General features: G+C 68.7%; 20 protein-coding genes, 2 tRNA genes and 2 pseudogenes. 13 read left to right on the forward strand and 11 right to left on the reverse strand.

Features of this window, described 5'->3' with window-relative positions:
• Positions 1-39: 39 nt before the first annotated feature.
• Both VKN16_18945 and VKN16_18950 read right to left on the reverse strand, forming a co-directional pair.
• Positions 40-888 carry a UbiA-like polyprenyltransferase gene (locus VKN16_18945; protein HME96291.1) on the reverse strand — a complete coding sequence of 283 codons (849 nt, stop codon included), beginning with the start codon at positions 886-888 and terminating at the stop codon, positions 40-42.
• A gap of 16 nt (positions 889-904) precedes the next feature.
• Positions 905-2,356, reverse strand: a complete 1,452-nt coding sequence (locus VKN16_18950; protein ID HME96292.1) for a menaquinone biosynthesis decarboxylase — start codon at positions 2,354-2,356, stop codon at positions 905-907.
• A gap of 491 nt (positions 2,357-2,847) precedes the next feature.
• Between VKN16_18950 and VKN16_18955 the strand changes: the two genes are divergently transcribed.
• The 4 genes from VKN16_18955 to VKN16_18970 all read left to right on the forward strand — a co-directional run bounded on the left by VKN16_18955 (position 2,848) and on the right by VKN16_18970 (position 4,403).
• On the forward strand, positions 2,848-3,792 hold the full coding sequence (locus VKN16_18955) for an NADP-dependent oxidoreductase (GenBank protein ID HME96293.1): 945 nt from the start codon (positions 2,848-2,850) through the stop codon (positions 3,790-3,792).
• Positions 3,793-3,848: 56 nt separating this feature from the next.
• Complete coding sequence (locus VKN16_18960; protein ID HME96294.1) at positions 3,849-4,121, forward strand: HU family DNA-binding protein; 273 nt, start codon at positions 3,849-3,851, stop codon at positions 4,119-4,121.
• Positions 4,122-4,195: 74 nt separating this feature from the next.
• Positions 4,196-4,269, forward strand: a tRNA-Gln gene (locus VKN16_18965).
• A 58-nt stretch (positions 4,270-4,327) separates the two neighbouring features.
• Positions 4,328-4,403: transfer RNA gene (locus VKN16_18970), tRNA-Glu, on the forward strand.
• A 130-nt stretch (positions 4,404-4,533) separates the two neighbouring features.
• On the opposite strand, the gene VKN16_18975 is transcribed toward VKN16_18970, so the two are convergent.
• The 3 genes and pseudogenes from VKN16_18975 to VKN16_18985 all read right to left on the reverse strand — a co-directional run bounded on the left by VKN16_18975 (position 4,534) and on the right by VKN16_18985 (position 5,268).
• On the reverse strand, positions 4,534-4,752 hold the full coding sequence (locus VKN16_18975; protein HME96295.1) for a response regulator: 219 nt from the start codon (positions 4,750-4,752) through the stop codon (positions 4,534-4,536).
• The gene (locus tag VKN16_18980; protein HME96296.1) at positions 4,734-4,910 is read right to left on the reverse strand and encodes a hypothetical protein; all 177 of its coding nucleotides are present in this window, start codon (positions 4,908-4,910) and stop codon (positions 4,734-4,736) included. The genes VKN16_18975 and VKN16_18980 overlap by 19 nt, the downstream gene beginning before the upstream one ends.
• Positions 4,907-5,268 (reverse strand): annotated as a pseudogene (locus VKN16_18985) (response regulator). Before VKN16_18985 ends, VKN16_18980 begins: the two are co-directional and overlap by 4 nt.
• 239 nt (positions 5,269-5,507) lie before the next feature.
• Between VKN16_18985 and VKN16_18990 the strand changes: the two are divergent.
• The 5 genes from VKN16_18990 to VKN16_19010 all read left to right on the forward strand — a co-directional run bounded on the left by VKN16_18990 (position 5,508) and on the right by VKN16_19010 (position 9,508).
• The gene (locus tag VKN16_18990; GenBank protein ID HME96297.1) at positions 5,508-6,437 is read left to right on the forward strand and encodes an ATP-grasp fold amidoligase family protein; all 930 of its coding nucleotides are present in this window, start codon (positions 5,508-5,510) and stop codon (positions 6,435-6,437) included.
• A 108-nt stretch (positions 6,438-6,545) separates the two neighbouring features.
• Positions 6,546-6,893, forward strand: coding sequence for an ester cyclase (locus VKN16_18995; protein HME96298.1), 348 nt, complete (start codon positions 6,546-6,548; stop codon positions 6,891-6,893).
• Between the two features lie 156 nt (positions 6,894-7,049).
• Entirely contained in the window at positions 7,050-7,862 is an 813-nt protein-coding gene (locus VKN16_19000) for a methyltransferase domain-containing protein (GenBank protein HME96299.1), read from the forward strand.
• A complete protein-coding gene (locus VKN16_19005) occupies positions 7,859-8,014 on the forward strand; it encodes a hypothetical protein (protein ID HME96300.1) in 156 nt (51 codons plus the stop codon). Before VKN16_19000 ends, VKN16_19005 begins: the two co-directional genes overlap by 4 nt.
• A gap of 267 nt (positions 8,015-8,281) precedes the next feature.
• A complete protein-coding gene (locus VKN16_19010) occupies positions 8,282-9,508 on the forward strand; it encodes a patatin-like phospholipase family protein (protein HME96301.1) in 1,227 nt (408 codons plus the stop codon).
• Between the two features lie 127 nt (positions 9,509-9,635).
• On the opposite strand, the gene VKN16_19015 is transcribed toward VKN16_19010, so the two are convergent.
• The 4 genes from VKN16_19015 to VKN16_19030 all read right to left on the reverse strand — a co-directional run bounded on the left by VKN16_19015 (position 9,636) and on the right by VKN16_19030 (position 13,534).
• The gene (locus VKN16_19015; GenBank protein HME96302.1) at positions 9,636-10,460 is read right to left on the reverse strand and encodes a carbohydrate ABC transporter permease; all 825 of its coding nucleotides are present in this window, start codon (positions 10,458-10,460) and stop codon (positions 9,636-9,638) included.
• A gap of 26 nt (positions 10,461-10,486) precedes the next feature.
• Positions 10,487-11,338 carry a sugar ABC transporter permease gene (locus tag VKN16_19020; GenBank protein ID HME96303.1) on the reverse strand — a complete coding sequence of 284 codons (852 nt, stop codon included), beginning with the start codon at positions 11,336-11,338 and terminating at the stop codon, positions 10,487-10,489.
• A gap of 188 nt (positions 11,339-11,526) precedes the next feature.
• On the reverse strand, positions 11,527-12,870 hold the full coding sequence (locus tag VKN16_19025) for an extracellular solute-binding protein (protein ID HME96304.1): 1,344 nt from the start codon (positions 12,868-12,870) through the stop codon (positions 11,527-11,529).
• Between the two features lie 244 nt (positions 12,871-13,114).
• Positions 13,115-13,534 carry a cupin domain-containing protein gene (locus VKN16_19030; GenBank protein HME96305.1) on the reverse strand — a complete coding sequence of 140 codons (420 nt, stop codon included), beginning with the start codon at positions 13,532-13,534 and terminating at the stop codon, positions 13,115-13,117.
• An 81-nt stretch (positions 13,535-13,615) separates the two neighbouring features.
• Here VKN16_19030 and VKN16_19035 point away from each other — a divergent pair, with 81 nt between their 5' ends.
• The 4 genes and pseudogenes from VKN16_19035 to VKN16_19050 all read left to right on the forward strand — a co-directional run bounded on the left by VKN16_19035 (position 13,616) and on the right by VKN16_19050 (position 16,989).
• Positions 13,616-14,410 carry a dienelactone hydrolase family protein gene (locus VKN16_19035; GenBank protein ID HME96306.1) on the forward strand — a complete coding sequence of 265 codons (795 nt, stop codon included), beginning with the start codon at positions 13,616-13,618 and terminating at the stop codon, positions 14,408-14,410.
• A gap of 73 nt (positions 14,411-14,483) precedes the next feature.
• A complete protein-coding gene (locus VKN16_19040; GenBank protein ID HME96307.1) occupies positions 14,484-15,680 on the forward strand; it encodes an acyl-CoA dehydrogenase family protein in 1,197 nt (398 codons plus the stop codon).
• A gap of 20 nt (positions 15,681-15,700) precedes the next feature.
• Positions 15,701-16,810 carry an acyl-CoA dehydrogenase family protein gene (locus VKN16_19045; protein ID HME96308.1) on the forward strand — a complete coding sequence of 370 codons (1,110 nt, stop codon included), beginning with the start codon at positions 15,701-15,703 and terminating at the stop codon, positions 16,808-16,810.
• Between the two features lie 68 nt (positions 16,811-16,878).
• Positions 16,879-16,989 (forward strand): annotated as a pseudogene (locus VKN16_19050) (type II toxin-antitoxin system prevent-host-death family antitoxin).
• Between the two features lie 179 nt (positions 16,990-17,168).
• On the opposite strand, the gene VKN16_19055 reads toward VKN16_19050, so the two are convergent.
• Positions 17,169-17,345 (reverse strand): DUF1059 domain-containing protein, encoded by a 177-nt coding sequence (locus VKN16_19055; GenBank protein HME96309.1) that lies wholly within the window; start codon positions 17,343-17,345, stop codon positions 17,169-17,171.
• Positions 17,346-17,412: 67 nt separating this feature from the next.
• Positions 17,413-18,676, reverse strand: a 1,264-nt coding sequence (locus tag VKN16_19060) for an ABC transporter substrate-binding protein (GenBank protein HME96310.1), incomplete at its 5' end; no start/stop codon positions are given.

Here is an 18,676-nt window from a genome sequence, read left to right on the forward strand (position 1 = left end):
TGACGAAGCGGGCCTTCTCGGTGCCGTGCAGGGTCTCGGTCACCGCAGCCGGCCTCCGATCACCGAGAAGAAGAGGATCACCGCGATGTAGCCGTTGACGTTGAAGAAGGCGATGTCGAGCCGCGACAGATCGCGCGGGGAGACCAGCGAGTGCTCGTAGACGAGCAGCGCCGCGACCACCAGCACGCCCGCCCAGTACAGGAGTCCCAAGCCCATCATCCAGCCGAGCAGCGCGAACGCGGCGATGGTCAGCACGTGGCACACGCGCGCGGCGGTCAACGCGGCCGCGATGCCGAAGCGGGCGGGCACCGAGTGCAGCCGGTGGCGCCGGTCGAACTCCACGTCCTGGCAGGCGTAGATGAGATCGAAGCCGGCGATCCAGACGGTGAGCGCGAACCACAGCACGTAGACCGGCGGATCGAAGCCGGCGCGCACCGCGATCCAGCCGCCCGCGGCCGCGATCCCGTCCGTGAAGCCGAGGATCCAGTGCGACAGCCAGGTGAAACGCTTGGTGTAGGAGTAGCCCACCAGGAACAGCACGGCGAGCGGCGAGAGCATCAGGCAGAGCGGGTTGAGCATCCAGGCCGAGAGCAGCAGCAGGGCCGCCGAGAGCGCCGCAGCCGTCGTGACCTGCGCGGGCGTGAGCCGGCCGGTCGGCAGATGGCGTTGCGCGGTGCGCGGGTTGGCCGCGTCGATGAAGCGGTCGGCCAGCCGGTTCACGCTCATGGCGAGCGTCCGCGCGCCCGCCATCGCGAGGGTCACCCAGATCACCACGTGCCAGCCCGGCCAGCCGTCGGCGGCCAGCACCATCGCCACGTAGGCGAAGGGCAGCGCAAAGACGGTGTGCTCGAACTTGATCGCGTCGAGGAAGTGCCGGACGGTGGGCACGCGGTCCGGAGGAGCGCTAGAGTCCGTACTCGGCCCAGCGCCGCGTGACGAGAGCGCGGATGTCCTCGCTCATCACGATCTCCTCGGGCCACGGCTGCCCGATACCGTCGGCCTCGGTCTTCTCGGTGGCGTCCACCCCGAGCTTGCCGCCGAAGCGGTGGCGCATCGCCGCGTGGTCGAGGTCGTCCATCGGGCCGTCCACGATCACGAGGTCGCGCTTCGGATCGATGTTGCCGCTCGCGCGCCAGGCCACCTCGGAAAGATCGTGCACGTTCACGTGATCGGAGACCACCACGATGTTCTTGGCCAGCATCATGAGCCCGAGGCCCCAGAGCGCATACATGGCCTTGCGGGCGTGGCCGGGATAGCGCTTCTTGATGGAGACGATCACCAGGTTGTGGAACACGCCCTCGGCGGGCATGTTCATGTCCACGACCTCGGGGAGCATCATCCGGATGATCGGCAGGAAGATGCGCTCGGTGGCCTTGCCCAGCCAGTAGTCCTCCTGCGGCGGGCGGCCCACGATGGTGGTGGGATAGATCGGGTTGCGGCGCCGCGTGATCGCCTTCAGGTGGAACACCGGGTAGTCGCGGGCCAGCGAGTAGTACCCGGTGTGATCGCCGAACGGGCCCTCCAGGCGACGCTCCGCCGGATCCACCCAGCCCTCGAGCACGATGTCGGCCTCGGCGGGGACGTCGATGTGCACGGTGCGGCACGACACCATGGGCACGCCCGACCCGCGCAGCCAGCCCGCGAAGACCATCTCGTCCACCCCGGGGGGCAGCGGCGCGGAGCCCGAGTAGATCGCGCACGGATCGCCGCCCAGGGCGATGGCGACCTCCATCGGCTGCCGCCGCTCCTCGGCGAGCCGCTGGTGCTCGGCCGAGCCCTTGTGGATCTGCCAGTGCATGCCGAGCGTCTGGTCGTCGTAGACCTGGAGGCGGTACATGCCGACGTTGCGCGCGCCGGTGACCGGATCGCGCGTGAAGACCATCGGAAGCGTGATGTAGCGGCCGCCGTCGCCCGGCCAGCACCGCAGCACGGGCAGGGTGGCCAGGGAGGGTTGCTCGGTCTCCACCACTTCCTGGCACGGCGCGGACCGCACGCGCTTGGGGCCGGCCTTGGCCAGGTCGAAGAGATCGCCGAGCTTGCGCAGCTTGTCGAACGTGGAGCCGGGCATGCGCAGGTCGAGCAGCTTGGCGACCCGGGCCGAGACGTCGTCGAGGCGATCGACGCCGAGCGCGGCGGCCATGCGCTCGCGCGAGCCGAACGCATTGATGAGCACCGGCATGTCGAAGCCCTGCACGTTCTCGAAGAGCAGGGCCACGTTGCGTCCGCCCGCGCTCTTGGAGACACGGTCGGTGATCTCGGCGATCTCCAGATCGCGTGAAACCGGCGCGCTCACCCGCTTGAGCCAGCCCTCCTTCTCGAGGTGGGCGATGAACGCGCGGAGATCGGCGAAGGCCAACGGCCACCTACTCGTGGAAGTACCGCGTCACGAGCCAGCCGGCCACGATGAAGAAGACCAGCCTCGCGGCGGTGCGCACCGCGACGAAGTGCCAGCCCATCAGGGGGCCTCCCAGGCGATGATCCGCTGCATCCCGAAGAGCGCCCACGCGATCATGTGCGCGACCAGCGGGCCCAGCGCCATCCCCGAGCTCGCGAGCAGCACCAGGGGCGGCTCACCACCACCGCGACCAGCACCGCGAGCGCGGACAGGATCAGGAGCGCAATATCGAGAATTCCCTCGCGGCATGGCGGCATTATACGGCAAGGGCACCCAATCGCCTGCATAGTCGAATGGTTACACGCGGCGTGCGGGTGCGCGGCGAGGCGTGGGCCTTGTCGATCCTTGCGAGAATATCTACTCCGCTTGGTCGGGAGCGTTTCACCGGCTTCTCAACAGCATGAGGCGGAGGGAACACCCTGAGTGGACGTGTCGTCAGCAAGGGGGCCACCATGAAAGCCATTCGACTCCATAGAGCAGGCGGTCCGGAGCAACTGGTGTACGAGGATGCGCCCAGGCCTGAATTGGTCGCCGGAGACGCTCTCATCCGAGTTCACGCCGCGGGCATCACGCCTGCCGAGTTGACGTGGGCAGAAACCTACAGGCATTGCGACGGGTCCGAGCGCCTGCCCGCGATACCGGGCCACGAGGTGTGCGGCGTCGTCGAGGGCTTGGCCGCCGGCGTCACCGACGTGTCGATCGGCGACGAGGTGTATGCGCTCACCTCTTTCTGCCGAGATGGCGCCGCCGCGGAGTACGTCGTGGCCCCCGCGGCCGACCTGGCGCCGAAGCCGAAGACACTCAGCCGTGTGGAGGCGGCCGCCGTGCCGCTTTCGGCCCTCACGGTCTGGCAGGCCTTCTTCGAGCACGCGGGGCTTGCGCCGGGCCACCGGGTGCTGATCCACGGCGCCGCCGGAGGGGTGGGCGCCTTTGCGGTTCAGATTGCCCGCTACCACGGTGCGTACACGGTCGGCACCGCCTCCGCTGAAAACCGCGACTTTCTGCTCGGCCTTGGGGCGAATGAGGTCGTTGACTACCAGCACGTTCCATTCGAGCAGTCCGTGCGTGATATGGATGTCGTCCTGGACACCATCGGGGGCAGCACGCGCGAACGCTCCTGGCAGGTGCTGAAGCCGGGAGGAATCCTGGTCAGCTTGCCGGAGCCGATCCCCGAGCGCGAAGCAGCGGCCCACGGCAAGCCCGGCAGGCGCGGCGTGTTCTTCATCGTGCGACCCGAGCGCGAACAGCTGGGCCGGATCGCGACGTTGATCGATTCTGGCGCGGTCCGTCCGGTCATCGCGGAGACCATTCCGCTGGCGAAGGCCCGATACGCATTTGAACGCGGAGTGGCCGGCCACACCCGCGGGAAGCTGGTGTTGGCGGTCGAAACGCCGTGACCTCTCGTGTGGTCGCTTGACTTCGACCCGCGGGCTCGCGTAGTAGATGAAGCCCCATGATCAAGGCGGATCTGGTCTCTGCGATGGCGAAGGCGTCCGGCGGCTCCAAGGTCTCCGCCGAGCGGGCGCTGAACGCCCTGATCGACGGCGTGTTCGATTCGCTCAAGCGCGGCCGTCGGGTCACCATCGGCGGCTTCGGCACGTTTCTCCTGAGCCGGCGCGCCGAGCGGAACGGGCGCAATCCGCGCACCGGCAAGGCCATCCGGATCCCGGCCTGTCGCGTCCCGCGCTTCAAGCCGAGCCGCTCGCTCCGGGATTCGCTCCAGTAGCACCACTCCGCGCTGTTCCGGCGGCCGCTTGCTTGACACTTCCGATGACGCCCCCGTACAATGGCCAGCGCCGCTGGGGGATCGTCTAATGGTAGGACGCCAGGTTCTGGCCCTGGTAATGGGGGTTCGAGCCCTCCTCCCCCAGCCATTTATGTTTCTCGCGCCGAGGCCACGCAGTTCGAGCGCGCGCAGCACGGTAGTCGGCCGGCCCCATCGTCTAGAGGCCTAGGACACGGCCCTCTCAAGGCTGAAACACGGGTTCGAATCCCGTTGGGGCCACCAAATTGTTTTTGTTGATGTTTGATGGCTGCATGTTCGAGTCGCGTTGCCGACCGGACTCAAACACGAAGCCGGTCTCTCCTCTTAGCCGTTCAGGACGTCGAGTCGTGCGGCTTGAGCGTCGGGTAGCCGGTCAGGCGTTCCCCTTCAGCCGCGCGACGTTGAACGTCGGCACGGGCTCGAGTAGTCCCTTCAGCGGGAGGGCCCCCACCTCCTCGGTGTCGATCAACTCCTCTGCGGCGCCCACGACCGAGATCATGATCACCGGGATGTGCCGGAGTCGCTCGGCCGCCTTGAGCTGCTCGAGCACCTGGTGGCCGTTCAACTCCGGCATCATGATGTCGAGGAGCACGAGGTCGAACGGGCGTGAACGGAGCACTCCAGTGCTTGCCGGCTGTCATTGTCCGTCACGACGTCGCGGTAGCCCTGGGGCTTGAGGCGGTTGGTGAGGGTATAGCGGTTGGCCTCGTTGTCGTCGACGACGAGCAGCGTGGCGGCTTCGCAGGTCACCGCTGAGGCTCCCTCGTGAGCAGCGCCCGGATCTTCCCGAGCAATCTAGGAAAATCCACCGGCTTGGTGTCGTAGTCGCGCGTCGACGGCTCGGCTGCGGTCACCCTCCATGGCGTGGGACGACAGGGCGATGATCGGAACCGCTCGAGTACCGGGCGCGCCCTTCAGTCGGCGAGTCGCCTCCCAGCCGTCGAGCACCGGAAGGCTCAGATCCATCAAAATCAGATCGGGGCGCCTCGGACGTCACCATCGCGACGCCCTGCTCCCCGTCGGTGGCCACGACCACCTCGAACCCCGCGCGCGTGAGCAGGCCGCGCAGCCCGAGGCGCACGCGGAGCGGGCCGGCGGTGCCGCCCACCTCGATGGGCCGCTCGGCGAGGGCCGCGCGCAGGTCCAGGGCCGCCAGGGCTGCCCGGCGCGCGTGGTCCTCGTGCGCGAAGGGCGCGCCGAAGAGGTGCGCTCCACCGCGCTGGCGGCGCGACTGGGCGCAAGCGCCCGCGCGGTGGCCTTCCGGCTCTCCGCCGGCACCGCGGGGGCACCGGGCTCCTGGAGTGGCGGTCCCGCTCGGCGCGGCGTAGGCTGGGCGACAGCGATCACATGAAGCGCGCCGTGCTGAATCGACTGTTCCGCGCGTTGATCCGGCGCGCTCGCGGCGTGCTCGCAGATGCGACCCCGGACCGGATCGTTCTTTCCCGCCGGTACCGGCGCATCTTCGGGCGGCCGCTGAACCTGCGCCATCCCGAGACCTTCAACGAGAAGCTCTACTGGCTGAGCCTGTACTACCGCACGCCCCTCGTCACGGCCGTAACCGACAAGTACGCGGTCCGGGACTACGTCGCCGCGCGGGTCGGGCCGCACATCCTCAACGAGCTCTATGGTCACTGGACCAGCGCCCGGGACATCGACTTCGATGCCCTGCCGGACAGCTTCGTCCTGAAGGTCAACTGGGGGTGGCGGTACAACATCTTCTGCCGCCGCAAGGCCGATCTCGACATCGACCAGACGCGTTGGCAGCTCAACCAGTGGATGTGCCGCAGCCACTACTGGAACATGCGCGAGTGGTGCTACAAGCACATCACGCCGCGAATCATCTGCGAGAAGCTGCTCGTGGACCCGGTCGAGGTCAATCCGGTCGAGTATGGCTTCCACTGCTTCGGCGGTGAGCCGCGCTTCGTGCGGGTGCACAAGAACCGCGCCACCAATCTGACCGTCGACATCTTCACGGCCGACTGGCAGCGGCCGCCGTTCGTGGTCAACCGGCCGAGCTCGGGCAAGGTGGTCGACCCGCCGCCCAACTATGCCGCGATGGTGGACTGCGCGCGGCGCTTGGCGCGCGGCTGGCCATTCGTTCGGGTCGACCTGTACGGCATCGCCGGGCGCACCGTGTTCGGCGAGATGACGCTCTCGCCCGGTGCCGGCTCGAACCGCTTCATCCCCGAATCCTACGAATACTACTGGGGCCGGGAGCTGCCGCTGCCCCGCCGGCCGCGCCGCCGCGACGTGACGGTGGTGATGGGTGGCGCCTAGCTGGAGGGGTTCACGCCTTGCAGTACGAAGCCGACCACCTCGCGCGGACGGGAGGGGGCAGAAGACCGAGCGGAACAAGCGGTTGGTGCGCGAAATCACGGACGTCGTTTGGAACCACCGAGGTGTCGAGCGGATTCCGACTATCGGCCGTACGCCCTTCGCAAGGGGCACGAGGGTGTCCGCGCCATGGTCGAAGGCGCCTGGACTGCGCTTCCCGGCTACCACGAGGAAGTGCACGAGCTCATCGGCGAGCGCGATCGTGTCGCGGTTCACTTGACCATTTCCGGGACCCAGAATGGCCAATGGGGACCACTGCCGCCCACCGGGAAGAAGGCCACGTTCGACGAGATGGTGATCCTTCAGATTCGAGATGGTAAGGTCGTCAGGCAGCGTGGGGTGGTGGACAATCTGTCGGCGCTGGGGCAGCTTGGCGCGGTACCATCGCCGCGGTCCTGATCGGTGAATCGCGGTGCGGGTTCTCACGATCGAACGCGCCGGGCGGACGCGGGTATGACCGGTGCGACGACTTTCCCAGATCGAGACGTTCATCGCGGAGGCGGCCGCGAGCAGGGCGCTCGCGCGGCCGATGGCCGCGGCTAGCCAGGAGGGTGCATGGACCCCAGCACGGAGCGACAGGGCCTGCAATGGCAGATCGGCGTGTGGGATCGCCTCTCGCAGCTCTACGTCGAGGAGATCGATCCGCGCTTCGCGGCCGTCGTGCAGCACGTGCTCCGGCGCGGTGAGGTGAAGGCGGGTGATCGTGTCCTCGACCTCGGCACGGGGACCGGCTCGGTGGCGATCGGGGCGGCCGCGCTGGCCGGCCCGGCCGGGCGCGTCACCGCGGTCGACATCAGCCCGGACATGCTGGCCATGGCCCGACGCCGGGTGGTCGAATCCGGCCACGGACACGTCGACCTGCGCGAGGGCCGGGCCGAGCAGCTGCCCGCGGCGGACTCCTCGGTCGACGTGCTGCTGGCCTCCCTGAGCCTCATGTACGTCATCGATCGGGGCGCGGCTGCTCGCGAGATGCGCCGGGTGCTGCGGCCGGGCGGCCGGCTCGTGGCCGCCGTCTGGGCGGCCGCCGACCAGTGCGACATCGTGCTGTTCCAGCAGACGGCGGGGCGGTTCGCCCCGACGCCGCCGGTGCCCGGCGTCGGGCCCGGGTCGCTGGCCGATCCCGCCGTCCTCCTGGCCCAGCTCGCCGAGGCGGGCATCGTCGCCTCTGTCGAGACGGAGGAGCTGGGCTTCGACTTCCCGAGCTTCGACCTGGCCTGGGAGGTTCTCGCCGGGGTGACGACGGCTCAGCTCGCTCCCGACAAGCAGCAGGAAGCGAAGGCGGCGGTGCAGGCCGCCATGTGGCCGGGTGGTCGCGGCTCCCGTCACTTTCGCAACGTGACGCAGTTCATCGTCGGCCGCGCGCGGTGAAGTGTGAACACATCGCCGAGGTGTTCACCGCGGTGTCCGAGATCTTCGGCGCGCGCGATCTTCTCCGCGGAGCTTGGCCGATGCAAGCCGATCCGGAGGCCTTTCGTCGCCTGGCCGCCCGGCTGGAGGTTGCTGCCGGTGAGATGCTCTAGCTCGATGACGACGCCGCCTGCGTCGCCGGTGCCCGCGAGGCCGGATTGTCGGCGGAACGGGTGAGCGGGGCGGCCGACATGCGCGCCAGCCCCGCGGCTCACGGGCTGGCCGAGTCGACAAAGGAGAGTGACATGGCCGGACGGGGCTCCGTCCCGGTGCCGGGCACGCCGCTCGCCGAGGAGCACACGCCCGCGGAGATTCGACGGATCGCCGCCGGCCTGCCCTGAGCGCCGGCGGCGCTCGGGCGCGAGCAAAGGAACGCATCGATGCTGACGATGCTCTACTGGGGCGGCGCGATCGTCGTGGCCATCGTCCTGGGCGCGTTCGGGTTGAAGCGCGCCATGCGGCCGCCTCGTCGGCTCGACTCGGTGCCCTGGCCGCTCACCGCCCGCGCCGTGATTCCCGGGATCCCGGGCGCCCGCTACCTGGTCGGCGTGGACATCGAGCCGTTCGTCCACGACGTGGTGGCCGCGCGGCAACGCGAAGAAGCCGCTCTGGCCCGTGCCGGCCACACCGGGCCGCCTCCGCCGGCCGATCTGCTCGTCATCTCGGGGGGCGGCGACAATGGCGCCTTCGGCGCGGGAGTGCTCTGCGGCTGGACCGATTCGGGAAACCGGCCGACGTTCAAGAGCGTCACCGGCATCAGCACGGGGGCGCTGATCGCCCCGCTCGCCTTCGTGGGCAGTGAGTACGACGGGTTGCTGAGGAAGATCTACACGTCGGTGACTCCGGCCGACATCCTGGAAAAGCGCCACATCATGGCCGCGGTCACCAACGATGGCATGGCGGACAACCGTCCGCTCTGGGACCTGATCTCCAGATCGATCGACCAGGCGCTGCTGTCCCGGATCGCGGAGGAGCACGGCAAGGGGCGCATCCTCCTGGTCGGCACCACCAACCTCGATGTGCGCCAGCCGGTCATCTGGAACATGGGCAAGATCGCGGCCAGCGGCAGTCCCCGGGCGCTCGATCTCTGCCGGGCCATCCTGCTGGCCTCGTCGGCCCTCCCCGGGGTGTTCCCCCCGACGATGATCCGCGTCGAGGCGGACGGCGCGCCCTACGAGGAGATGCACGTCGACGGGGGCGCCTCGGCCCAGGCCTTCCTCTACCCGCCGAGCATGACCCACGTGGCACGGACCATGGGAGGCGAGATCAAGCGCGAGGGCCGTGTCTACGTCGTCCGGAACTCCACCTTCGGCGCCACGTGGTCGCGCATCGAGCGACGGACGATCAGCATCGCCGGCCGCGCCATCACGTCGCTCATCCACACGCAGGGTCTCGGCGATCTCTATCGCATCTACGTGACGGCCCAGCACGATGCGCTCGATTTCAACCTCGCCTACATCGATCGCGACTTCAAGTTCGAGGGAAAGAAGGAGGAGTTCGACACCGTCTACATGCAGGCCCTCTTCGACTACGGCTACCGCCTGAGCCACCAGGGCTATCCGTGGAAGAAGACCCCGCCCGGTCTCGAGACCCCGCTGGGACTCTGACCCGCGGTCACGCCGGCCCTCCCGGTCCAACGGAGGCCGTGAGCCTGCGCCATGACGGCATCGAGTCCGGCCGAGAGGAGGTACGGGGACCGCGCCCCCCGCGCGACGGAGCCCGGGTCGACGGCTACTACTTGATTGCGCCCACCGTGAAGCCGGCGATGAAGCGGTCGACGAAGAAGTTGTAGACGATCGCGATCGGCACGCTGGCGATGAAGCACCCCGCCATCAGGGAGCCCCAGAAGTAGACGTCGCCGCGGACCAGGAAAGTGGGCACCCCGACGCTCACCGTGTACTGCGACGCGGTGGAGATGAAGGTCAGCGCGTAGACGAACTCCTGCGTGACCAGGGTGAAGCTGAAGATGATCACGGTCAGGATGCCGGCCACCGAGATCGGGATCACCACGCGCACGAAGGCGCCCAGCCGGCTCAGGCCGTCGATCAGCGCCGCCTCCTCCACGTCGGTGGGAATGGCCTTGAAGAAGCCCATGAGCAGCCAGGTACAGAACGGCACCGTGAAGGAGGGGTAGACCAGCACCAGCGACCACAGCGAGTCCTGCAACCCGACCGAGGCGATGAGCCGGGACATGGGAATGAAGAGCAGGGTCGGCGGCACCAGGTAGGTGAGGAAGATCCCGATCCCGATCTGCTCGCCCCATCGGCCGGTGAGCCGGGCGAGCGCGTAGCCGGCGGGCAGCGCGAGCACCAGGGTGATGATCACCACCACCACCCCGACCAGGGCGGTGTTCCACAGCCACCGGCCGTAGAGCGTGTCCTCGAAGAGCACGCGCACGTTCTCCAGGGTGGGGGCCTCGTTGTAGATGAACGGGTTGTTGCCGCGCCTGAGCAGGTCGCCGGTGCTCTTGAAGGTGGTGATCAACATCCAGTAGAAGGGAAACGCGGTGAACAGGGTGAAGAGCCCGATCACTCCCGCATGGACACCGCGTCCCGCCATCCGCCGCGCCCACCCCGGCCGGGCCATCAGACGACCTCGGTGCGCCGGGCGACGCGCAGGAAGACGAAGGCCACGACCAGCAGCATCGGAAACAGGAAGACCGCGATGGCCGCGCCTTCCGCCAGGTCTCCGCCCTGGATACCGGTGAAGAAGGCCAGGGTCGAGAGGACCTGGGTGGTGTCGTATGGCCCGCCGCGGGTGAGCACGAAGATCACGATCATGTCGGTGAAGGCGAACACCAGCCCGAACAGGCTGGCCACCAGCATGATCGGCCGCACCAGGGGCAAGGTGATCTGGACCAGGTGGCGCCAGGGGCTGGCCCCGTCCACCTGGGCCGCGTCGTGGATCTCCTGGGGAATGGAGGTGAGGCCCGCCATGAGGATCACGGTGGCCAGCGGCAGCAGCCGCCACACGTGGACGCCGATGACGGACATCATGGCCAGGTACGGCTTGCCGAGGTACATCGGCCAGTTGTCGGCCGAGATCAGGCCCGCGGCCTGGAGCGTCCAGTTGATCACGCTGTAGATGGAGTCGAGGATCCACAGCCAGCCGATGCTGCCGAGGGACATCGGAGCCACCCACGGGAGCAGGATCAGCAGGCGGACGAACCACTTGCCGGGGAAGTCCTTCATCAGGGCCAGCGCCAGGATCGTGGCCAGCACGATGACCAGGACCTGGGAGCCGATGGCGAAGACGAAGGTGTTGCGAAGGGCGGTCAGGAACTGGGGGCTGTCGAGGATGGCGCGGAAGTTCTTGAGCCCGACGAAGTCGAGGGTGCGGCTGCCGGCGGTGATGTCGGTCAGGCTGTAGTAGAGCGCGAGGAAGAAGGGCACTCCGACCACCAGCAGGATGTAGAGGACGGCGGGGGCGATCATCATCGATCCCAGCCACCCGCGCCGGTTGACCAGGAAGTCGAGCCGGCCGGGCCGGGCGGGGACCCGTGCCGCGGGCCGCGCCGCTTCGGTGAGGTCGCTCATTGTGCTCGCTCTCTCTCTGCCATGAACATGGCGGGAGGCTCCGGTGAGCCGGAGCCTCCCTGGACCTGGCCTGCGAGGGACCCGGACCGCTACACCATCTTCTTCTCCTTCCACTTGGCGAAGATGCGCCGGCACTGGGCGTCCGCCTCCTTGAGGGCGTCCTCCGGCGAGGCGGCCCCGCTGGCGGCCTTGGCAAACATCACGTTGAGCACCCAGGTGCTGTAGATCTCGTCGATGGCCGCGTTGGCGTAGCCGGGGTACCCGACGTTCGTGGCCCAGTTGAGCACGTCGTCGAGGACCTTGTACTTGTCGGGCGGGTGGGCCTTGGGATCGTTACTGATCAGCTTGGTGATGTCCGGCACCGTCTTGGGCCAGCACGGAAAGTCGTAGAACTCGCCCGCCACGAAAGCCTCGTGGAAGTTGGTGGTGTAGTCCACGAGGAACTTCTTGGCTCCCTCGATGTTCTCGGCGAACTTCCAGACCACGTAGCAATCCATGACGTGCTCGAGCCCGATGGCCCGCACCGGGCCCTTGAGGGCCTTGGTGAGCTGGATCTTGGCCGAGATCGCCGGGTCCTGCTTCTCCGCGGTCCGGGTGATCGAGATGGCGTTCAGGGCGAGCGAGAGCTTGCCCGCGATCATGGCCCGGTTGTTGGAGGAGGCGTCCCAGGTGAACACCTCGTCGGTCATGGTCTCCTTGAAGAGCGCGGTGACGAACTTGATGGTCTCGAGGGTCTGCTTGGAGTTCAAGGTGAGATTGCCGTTGGCGTCCTGCTCGTGGGCGCCGTGGGCGTACATGATGGTCCGCAGGGCCATGGCGGTGTCGATCTCGTTGGCCAGCCCGATGCCCACCGGGTGGCCGGTGTCCTTCTTGATCTTGGCCCCGACGGTGCGGACCTCGTCCCACGTCTTGGGGCCGTTGGGCATCCCCACCTGGCTGAACAGATCCTGGCGGTAGTTCACCGGGTCCGGCGTGAACGACGGCGAGAAGGCGAAGTACTTCTTGGTCTTGGGGTTGTACGTGCTCTTGACGCAGAGATCGATCGGCTTGCCGAGCTTCTTCTCGAGCTCCTGGTAGACGTCCTTCATGTCCACCGTCTGCTCCTCGAAGGTCGGGGGCGGCCAGTTGAACAGGAACAGGTCGTGCCCCTTCTGGGCCGATACCTCGGCGGTGGCCCGCGGGTTGATGCCGGCGATGCCGATGTTGTCGACGATCACCTCGGTGTCGTTCTTCTCGCCCCACTCTTTCGCCAGCTTCTTGTTGAACCACTCGTCGTAGGCGGGAACGAAGTGGACCCACTGCAGGATCTTGAGCGTCTTCTTGGCGGCGCGGGCCCGTCCGGGAACGATGATGTTGGCGCCGATGCCGGTGGCCAGCGCTCCGGCGCCGGTGGCCTTGATGAACTGCCGGCGATTCACGCGTTGCCCGTCCATACACCGACCTCCTTGTTGGGTAGGCGCACCCCGATCGGCGGAGCGGCCTCCTGCGTGGCGCTGATCGATCGAGTCGGGGCGCGGCGAGAGGGGAGCCCGTCGCGCCCCTCCGCCCGCCCGCGGGAATGCCGCCGTCACTCTAGCGCTTGGCCGCATGGTGTTCAAGGGCTCGATGGGCCTCACGAGAAGCGCTACCGAAGCGGAGGGTGACGCCCCACGGCGGGTGCTTCCGAAGCAGGCATGCCTACTCGCGCAGGTACATGCCGTAGCTCGTGACGTTCTGGACGACTCGTTGCACGACGGCATCGGCGACCGACCGGCTCTGCGCATCGGCTTCCGTCGCGGGGATCCCGAAATCCTCGAAGAAGCGCTCGAATCCCTTGGGTCGCCAGCCAGTGACCCACACCACGTTCGTGTCCGTCTGGTTGATGAAGGTGTGGGTCGTGTTCGGCGCCAGGTCCAGGAAGCGGCCGGGCCCGCATCGCCGCCACTCGCCGTCGACCATGACGTCGAGCGTGCCGTCGACGACGAAGAAGAACTCGCTCTCGCTCCGGTGGAAGTGCGGCGGCGGACCCGGCACGTGCGGCGGTGACGTTGTCAAGGCGACCGACGCAACGTGCGCGGACGCGGTACGATGGCCCGGCGCCGCGGAGATGTCCGACATCGTCTTGACGCGGCACCGCGCGTGCGGTATCGAGGGAGCGACATCATAACCCGTGGTTCAATTCCGCCGAAAGGAGACCCCATGAAGACGCAGCTGATCGGAGCGGTGCTCGCGCTCCTGCTCACGACCCCCGCGCTGGCCGCCATCAAGGAGGAGCCGGTCACCTACAAGGACGGCGAGACCACGATGAAGGGCTTCGTGGTGTACGACACCGCCAAGCAGGGCAAGCGGCCCGGCATCGTGATCGTGCCCGAGTGGTGGGGCATCACGAAGCACATGCACAACGAGGCGCGCGCCTTCGCCGGCCAGGGCTACACTGCCTTCATCGCCGACATGTACGGCGAGGGCAAGACCGCCGACAACCCCAAGGACGCCGGCGCGCTCTCCGGCGCGGTCATGAAGAACCCCCAGACGATGGAAGCGCGCTTCGATGCCGCCCGCGCGCAGCTCGCCAAGCACCCCACCGTCGATCCCACGCGCATCGGCGCGGTGGGCTACTGCTTCGGCGGCGCGGTGGTGCTCAACATGGCGCGCGCGGGGGCCGATCTGGCCGGCGTGGCCGGCTTCCACGCCTCCCTGGGCCTCAACACGCCGGCGCCGGCCCCCGGCACGGTGAAGGCGAAGATCCTCGTCCTCAACGGCGCCGACGATCCGTTCGTGAAGAAGGAGCAGTACGTGACGTTCAAGGCCGACCTGGACGCGGCCAAGGCCGACTACCGGGTGATCGAGTATCCCGGCGCGGTGCACGCCTTCACGAACCCCGAAGCCACCGCGATGGGGCAGAAGTTCAACCTCCCGCTGCGCTACGACGCGAAGGCGAACGAGCAGGCCAAGGCGGAGGCGGCGAAGTTCTTCGCCCAGGTCTTCAAGAAGTAGACGGCCCCGAGCGCTCGTACCGGATCCGCCTGGCGATTGACCCTCCGTGGGTCCATTGCTATGGTGCGGGCCGATGGACTTCGGCCGCTCCGCCGATGAGCAGGCGTTCGCCGACGAGGTCCGCGCCTTCCTGCGCGCGCATCCTCCGGCGACATTTCCCGCCGACGGGACCGACGCCGGCTACGGCTCGGGCGCTCACTCGCGAGCGTTCCTCGGGGCGCTGGGCGAGCGCGGCTGGATCAGCCTGAGCTGGCCACGCGAGCACGGCGGGCAGGCGCGGCCGATGGCCTACCGGCTCGTGCTGCTGGAAGAGCTCGCCGCCGCCGGCGCGCCCTTCGGCCCGCTCCCCGGCTGCCTCCAGGTGGCCGACTCCATCATCCGGCACGGATCCGAGACGCTGCGCCGGGAGATCCTGCCGCGGGTCGCGCGCGGGGAGGCCACCTTCTGGCAGGGCTATAGCGAGCCCGGGGCCGGCTCCGATCTCCTCGCGCTCGAGACGCGCGCCCGTCTCGAGGGCGAGCAGTGGATCCTCGACGGGCGCAAGATCTGGTCGAGCCACGCCGGCGTTGCCACCTACGGCACCGTGCTCGCCCGCACGGATCCCGCGTCCGGTCGCCAGCGGGGTCTCACCATGTTGATGGTGAGCAACCGGCTGCCCGGCATGGAGGTGCGCCCGATCCGCAGCCTGACCGGCGAGGTCTACCACTACGAGGTCTTCATGGACTCCGTGCGGGTTCCGCGCGACTGGGTGATGGGCAAGCCGGGCGAGGGCTTCGCCCAGCTGCTGCACGGGCTCGACACCGACCGGTTCTGGGGCCGCTACTACAAGGCGCCGTTCCTTCAGCGCATCCTGGCGCTCCTCGTCGAGTACGCCAACACGACCCCGCGGGACGGCGGCGTCCCGGCCGGCGACGCGAGCGTGCGTCGCCGCCTGGCCCACGCCGCCACCGAGGTCGCGGCCCTCCGGGCGCTCTTCCACCGCGCGGCCTGGCTCATCGAACGCGGAATGCCCGCCACCGGCCCGGTGTCCGCGGCCAAGCTCATGGCCGACGAGCTCGGGCAGCGCGTGCTCTCGCTGGGCATGGAGCTGCTCGGGCCCTACGGCGTCCTCCGCGCCGGCTCCCGGTGGGCCCGGCTGCGGGGCGAGATCGAGCACCAGTACCAGACGAGCTGGGGGCACACGCTGGCGGGGGGCACCTCCGAGATCCAGCGCACCACCATCGCGGTGCGGGCCCTCGACCTGCCCGCCGAGCCGCGCGTGCGCGGCTGATCCATGCCCAGGCGATCGTGATGGATCTCGCGCTGTCGCCGGCGCAGCAGCTCCTGCAGCAGTCGGCGCGGACGCTGCTGCCGCGTCGCTGCCCGCCCGAGCGCGTGCAGGCCCTGGCGCTCGACGCGCGCGGCTTCGACGCCGAGCTCTGGAAGGAGATCGCGACGCTCGGCTGGCCCGGGCTGCTGATCGCGCCGCAGCAGGGCGGCAGCGGAGGTACCGTGGGCGACGTGGTGGTCCTGGCCGAGGAGCTGGGACACGCGTGCGTGCCGAGCCCGTTCATCGGTAGCGCGGTCATCGCCACCACCGCGCTGAGCGCCGCCGGCGGTCGCCGCGCGGCGAGCCTGCTGCCGCGTCTCGCGCTCGGCGAGCGCATCTGCGCACTCGCGGCGCTCGAGGAGTCCGGACGGCTCGACCCGGACGCGATGGGGCTGCGCGTCGAGGCGCCGGGGCGTCTCACCGGGCGCAAGCTGTTCGTGGCCGACGCCCACGCGGCCACCGACGTGATCGTGCTCGGGGGCGGGGCGGCCGGGCCGACGGCGGTGCTGCTGCCGATGGACCGCAACGGCATCGAGGCGCATCCCCTCGAGAGCATGACCGGCGACAAGCTCTTCGAGCTGAGCTTCCGTGACGTGGAGACGCGCCCGGACGACGTGCTCGGCGAGCCGGGAGCGGGCTTCACCCTGCTCGCGCCGGCCTACCGGCTCGGCGCCCTCGCGCGCAGCGCCGAGATGGTGGGTGCCGCGCAGCGCGTGCTCGACCTGTGCCTGGCGCACGCGCGGGTGCGCCGGCAGGGCGGGCGACCGATCGGCGGCTACCAGGCCGTCCAGCACGCGTGCGCCGACATGTTCCGCGACGTCGAGAGCGCCCGCTGGCTGGTGTGGGAGAGCGCCTGGAAGCTGGAGGCGGCCCGGCCCGACGCCCCCGCCGCGGTGGCCGCCGCCAAGGTCTACGCGGCCGACGCGGCGCTGCGCGTGGCCCGCCGAGGGCATCAGGTCATGGGCGCCATCGGCTACTGCGAGGAGCACCCGCTGCATCTGCTGCACAAGCGCATCCTCGCCGGCTCACTGGACGCGGGCGACGCCACGCTGCACCTCGACGCGGTCGCGCGCTCGATCGGCCTGTCCTAGCGCGGCGGCATGTCTCGCCGATTGGGGTTTCGAGCTTGCAACGCAGTCCGCGTGACTACAGTGGGGGCATGAACGCCAGCGTCCGTGCCGCCCGGGCGCGCCTCTCGAAGCTGCTCGATCGAGCGGCGGCCGGCGAGGAGATCGTCATCACCTCCGCTGGCCGGCCGAAGGCCAAGCTGGTCGGTCTTGCTGCCGGCGCGCCCGCGCCGCAATACCGGAAGACGTGTGAAGCTCACCGGCGGGGCGTGCAAGGCACGGTTTCGCCGGCAGGCATGTGGCGGACGGGGGCCGCAGCCCGGAAATGCGCCCGGCGCCTCGCGTGGCGTAGAGGGCCCGCGAATGGCCGGGCCCGTCTGCTCTACTCGTCCTCGATGAAGGCCTTCACCTGTGCGAGCAGCTCGGGGCTCGGCGTGAGGCCGTGCTCCTTCGCATGCTCACCCGCCTTGCGCAGCACCTCTTCCTCGTCGGCGCCCCGAACCACGTGCTGGCAGTCGGTGGTGGGATTCACCTTGTGACAGTCGATCATCTTGCCCATGGTCCTGCCTCCTTGCGCGCATGCGGCGCCCGGGCTCCGAGGTTGTCCATACGACTCGTGCTACCCCCTACGCCTTGTCCAGCCACACCCGGTGCATGTCGATGAGACCGGCCGGGATCATCTGGAAGCCCTTCACGTGCTTGTGGAAGACCTTCTTCTCGTTCAGGTGCAGCATGACCGCCACGGGCGCGTCCTCGACGATGAGCCGCACCGCCTCCTCGTAGAACTTCTTCCGCTTCTTGAAGTCGTTCTCGGATCGCGCGCCCTCCACCATCTTGTCGAAGTCGGCGTTGGCCCACTTGCCCGCGTTCCACGCTTCCCCGGAATGCAGCTCGGGGTAGAGCGTCTCGTCGGGATCGAGATCGGCGTCCCACTGCACCTGCACGAGGTCCCACTGCCGCTCTTGAAGCCAGCGCCGCCGGAAGGTGGGGGCGTCGGCCAGCTCGATGTTGACCTTGATGCCGATCTTGGCGAGCTGCGCTTGCACGACCTCGGCCAGGCGAGGGGCGGTGTCGGCGTTGCCGGAGAGCAGCATCACCTCGGTGCCGTTCGGGAACTTCGACTGCTTCATGAGCGCCTTGGCCTGCTCGAGATCGTAGTACTGCCCGTTCTTGCCGCTCTCGAAGGCGGCGTCGTAGAACTCGCCCATCGGCGGCGAGATGGGGCCGTGGGCCACGATGCCCTCGCCGAACTCGACGCGGCTCAGGATCTCCTGACGATCGATCGCGAAGGCCACCGCCCGGCGGAGGTTCTTGTCCGCGAAGGGCCCCTTGGCGATGTTCATGTGGAGACAGCGCCAGTTGCCGCCCACCGCGGTCGACACGGTGAGCTTGGGGTCCTTGCGGAGGTCGGCCACGAACTGATTGGCCACGTTGTTGATCCCGTCGACCTCGCCGGTCTTCAGCGCCGCCACCAGGGTCGAGGGCTCGATGATGAACTTGATCAGCACCTTGTCGAGGTAGGGTAGCTTGCCGCCGCTCGCGTCCTTTTCCCAGTAGTCCGCGAAGCGCTCGAGAAGGATGAAGTCGCTCTCCTTCCACTCCACGAACTTGAAAGGCCCGGTGCCGACGGGGCTTCGACCGTAGGCCTTGCCCTTCTCCTTGACCGCTCGCGGCGACAGGATCGTGGCCGCCCGGCCGGTCGATCCGGTGAACGCGACGCGGAGGAACGGGTATGGCTTGGCGAAGGAGAGCTTGACGGTGAGGGGATCCGGCGTCTCGATCGCCTCGAGGAGGGCGAGCTTCCAGGCGTGAATGGGCGCCTGCGCCTTGTCCTTGACGCGCTCGAGGTTCCACTTGATGTCGGCGGCCGTGCACGGGTCCCCGTTGTGA

The organism is Candidatus Methylomirabilota bacterium, assembly GCA_035315345.1.
In the GTDB taxonomy this organism is placed as follows: domain Bacteria; phylum Methylomirabilota; class Methylomirabilia; order Rokubacteriales; family CSP1-6; genus CAMLFJ01.

Excerpts from the sequence above, each read along its gene's own strand:
- VKN16_18960 (HME96294.1), top strand. The coding sequence starts at position 3,849 with ATGATCAAGGCGGATCTGGTCTCTGCGATGGCGAAGGCGTCCGGCGGC.
- VKN16_19055 (HME96309.1), bottom strand. The coding sequence starts at position 17,345 with ATGGGCAAGATGATCGACTGTCACAAGGTGAATCCCACCACCGACTGC.
- VKN16_18990 (HME96297.1), top strand. The coding sequence starts at position 5,508 with ATGAAGCGCGCCGTGCTGAATCGACTGTTCCGCGCGTTGATCCGGCGC.
- VKN16_19045 (HME96308.1), top strand. The coding sequence starts at position 15,701 with ATGGATCTCGCGCTGTCGCCGGCGCAGCAGCTCCTGCAGCAGTCGGCG.
- VKN16_19030 (HME96305.1), bottom strand. The coding sequence starts at position 13,534 with ATGTCGGACATCTCCGCGGCGCCGGGCCATCGTACCGCGTCCGCGCAC.
- VKN16_19020 (HME96303.1), bottom strand. The coding sequence starts at position 11,338 with ATGATGATCGCCCCCGCCGTCCTCTACATCCTGCTGGTGGTCGGAGTG.
- VKN16_19010 (HME96301.1), top strand. The coding sequence starts at position 8,282 with ATGCTGACGATGCTCTACTGGGGCGGCGCGATCGTCGTGGCCATCGTC.
- VKN16_19015 (HME96302.1), bottom strand. The coding sequence starts at position 10,460 with ATGGCGGGACGCGGTGTCCATGCGGGAGTGATCGGGCTCTTCACCCTG.
- VKN16_19040 (HME96307.1), top strand. The coding sequence starts at position 14,484 with ATGGACTTCGGCCGCTCCGCCGATGAGCAGGCGTTCGCCGACGAGGTC.
- VKN16_19035 (HME96306.1), top strand. The coding sequence starts at position 13,616 with ATGAAGACGCAGCTGATCGGAGCGGTGCTCGCGCTCCTGCTCACGACC.
- VKN16_18955 (HME96293.1), top strand. The coding sequence starts at position 2,848 with ATGAAAGCCATTCGACTCCATAGAGCAGGCGGTCCGGAGCAACTGGTG.
- VKN16_19000 (HME96299.1), top strand. The coding sequence starts at position 7,050 with ATGGACCCCAGCACGGAGCGACAGGGCCTGCAATGGCAGATCGGCGTG.
- VKN16_19025 (HME96304.1), bottom strand. The coding sequence starts at position 12,870 with ATGGACGGGCAACGCGTGAATCGCCGGCAGTTCATCAAGGCCACCGGC.